Source organism: Brevundimonas sp. (assembly GCF_023259385.1).
Lineage (GTDB): Bacteria > Pseudomonadota > Alphaproteobacteria > Caulobacterales > Caulobacteraceae > Brevundimonas.
The window spans coordinates 1-2,708 of sequence record NZ_JAHFPF010000202.1; the positions used below are offsets into that span (position 1 = coordinate 1).

Genomic DNA, 2,708 nt, shown 5'->3' on the forward strand with positions numbered 1-2,708 from the left:
CGTCCGCACGCTTGCCGCTGATAGCGGCTAAACCGAGGCGCGGCAAACCCGCCGGACGCGGAAACGACGGTGGCGGCGAACGGTCCGAACGACTAGGTTCCGGCCCATGACCGTTCATCAGCCGATCCGACCGGCGGACAAGCGTCCCCTGACCGTGCGCCTCGCCACCCCGCGGGGGTTCTGCGCGGGCGTGGACCGGGCCATCCAGATCGTCGAACGCGCCATCGAGAAGTACGGCGCCCCGGTCTATGTGCGGCATGAGATCGTGCACAACCGCCACGTCGTCGAGCGGCTGCGCGCCATGGGCGCCGTCTTCGTCAAGGAACTGGACGACTGCCCCGACGACCGTCCGGTGGTCTTCTCCGCCCACGGCGTGCCCAAGTCGGTGCCCGCCACCGCCCGCTCGCGCGAGATGCTGTTCCTGGACGCCACCTGCCCGCTGGTCTCCAAGGTCCATGTCGAGGCCGAGCGCCATCATGCGAACGGCAAGCACATCATCCTGATCGGCCACGCCGGACACCCTGAGGTCGTCGGCACCATGGGCCAGCTTCCGGCCGGGGCTATCAGCCTGGTCGAGACGGTCGAGGACGCCGAGACCTTCCAGCGTCCGGGCGACGCCCCCCTGGCCTATGCGACCCAGACCACCCTGTCGGTGGATGACACCGCCGAGATCCTGGCGGCGCTGAAGCGGCGCTTCCCGGAGCTGCCGGACCCCCACAAGGAAGACATCTGCTACGCCACCACCAACCGTCAGGAGGCCGTGAAGCGGCTGGGCGACGGCTGCGACCTGGTGCTGGTGGTGGGGTCCAAGAATTCGTCCAACTCGGTCCGGCTGGTCGAGGTGGCGATCAAGGCCGGCGCCCGCGACGCCCGGCTGGTGGATGACGCCAGCCACGTCGACTGGACCTGGCTGGACGGGGTGTCGACCCTGGGCATCACCGCCGGGGCCTCGGCGCCCGAACGGCTGATCGAGGATCTGGTGCAGGCCGTCCGCGACCGCTTCGACGCCGATGTGGTCGAGGACGACGGCGAGCGCGAGACCGTCACCTTCAAGCTGCCGCGTGTCCTGACCGCCTGACGCAGGCCGTCATCCTGGGTTCGCACGGCTGTGCTTCGGTGCGGCATCAACCGGGAGCCGACCATGGACGCTGACCGCCGCCGCCTTCTGCTCGCCGCCGGCGGCGGAGCCCTGATGATTCCGGCCATCGCCAGGGCCATGGGCATCGACGCCGACGTCCGCGCCGGCGACATCACCGACGTCGCCCATGTGGTCATCCTGATGCAGGAGAACCGGTCGTTCGATCATTATTTCGGCGCCCTGCGCGGCGTTCGCGGCTTCGGCGACCGCTTCCCCATCCCGCTGCCGGACACCGCCGACCGCAAGGGCGGGACCTGCTGGGTTCAGGCCAATCCGGGCAAGCCCGGCCGGCCGTCCCTGGTCTCTCCCTTCCCGCTGAACACGGCCGAGGACTTCCGGCTCATGCGGGTCGAGGGCACGCCCCACAGCTGGCCCGACGCCCAGGCCGCCTGGGATGAGGGCCGCATGGCCGCCTGGCCGACCGCCAAGACCGAACATTCCATGGGCTATTTCCGCCAGGAGGACATTCCCTACCAGTACGCCCTGGCCGAGGCCTTCACGGTTTGCGACGCCTACCACTGCTCGATCCAGACCGGCACCAACTCCAACCGGCTGTTCCTCTGGAGCGGGACCAACGATCCGGCCGGGACGCGGGGCGGGCCCTCCATCTCCAATTCGCATGACGCCCTGGCGACGGACGGCGGTCACCCCGACGGCTACCGCTGGACCACCTATCCCGAGCGGCTGCTGGCCGCGGGGGTGAGCTGGCGCATCTATCAGGACATGGCGGACAACTTCACCGACAACCCCACCGCCGGGTTCCAGTCCTTCCGCGACAGCCACGCGGGCGCGCCCGGCGCCGACCCCCGCCTCGCCGCGCTGGCCCTCAGCACCCGACATCTGGACGGCCTGCGCGAAGACGTCCTCGCCGGCGCCCTGCCGCAGGTCTCGTGGATCGTCGCCCCGGCCGCGGATTCCGAGCACCCGGGGCCATCCAGCCCGGCCCAGGGCGCCGACTACACCGCCCGGGTCATCGAGGCCCTGACCGCCGATCCGACGGTTTGGGCCCGCACCGCCCTGTTCGTCACCTTCGACGAGAACGACGGCTTCTTCGACCACGTTCCCCCGCCGGCGCCCCCGGCGCTGGACGGCGGCGCGGCCTCGCCCGCCATGGGCGGCTCCACGGTCGATACGGCCGGCGAATATCATCTGGCGACCACGCCGAGCGAAGCCCGCGCCGAACGCCCGGAGTTCGTCGGCCGGCCCTACGGCCTGGGCCCCCGCGTGCCGATGTACGTCATCTCGCCCTGGAGCCGGGGCGGCTGGGTCAATTCCCAGGTCTTCGACCACACCTCGGTGATCCGCTTCCTCGAGAGCCGCTTCGGCGTGATGGAGCCCAACATCTCCGCCTGGCGGCGCGCGGTCTGCGGCGACCTGACCGGCGCCTTCGATTTCCACACGCCCAACGCCGTATTCCCCACGGCCCTGCCGCCGACCGGCGAAACGGCGGCCCGCGCGGCCGCCCTGCCCGGGCAGACCACGCCGACGACCCCCGCCCGGCCGGAACTCCCGGTCCAGGCCGCCGGCTTCCGCCCCTCCCGCGCCCTCCCGTACGTCCTCGGCGTTGACG

Annotated in this window: 2 protein-coding genes; both read left to right on the forward strand. The window is 71.1% G+C overall.

Features of this window, described 5'->3' with window-relative positions; genetic code table 11:
* Positions 1–106: 106 nt before the first annotated feature.
* Complete coding sequence (ispH, locus tag Q0C81_RS14175; RefSeq protein ID WP_291839220.1) at positions 107–1,078, forward strand: 4-hydroxy-3-methylbut-2-enyl diphosphate reductase; 972 nt, start codon at positions 107–109, stop codon at positions 1,076–1,078.
* Between the two features lie 63 nt (positions 1,079–1,141).
* Positions 1,142–2,708, forward strand: a 1,567-nt coding sequence (locus tag Q0C81_RS14180) for a phosphocholine-specific phospholipase C (protein WP_291839223.1), incomplete at its 3' end; no start/stop codon positions are given.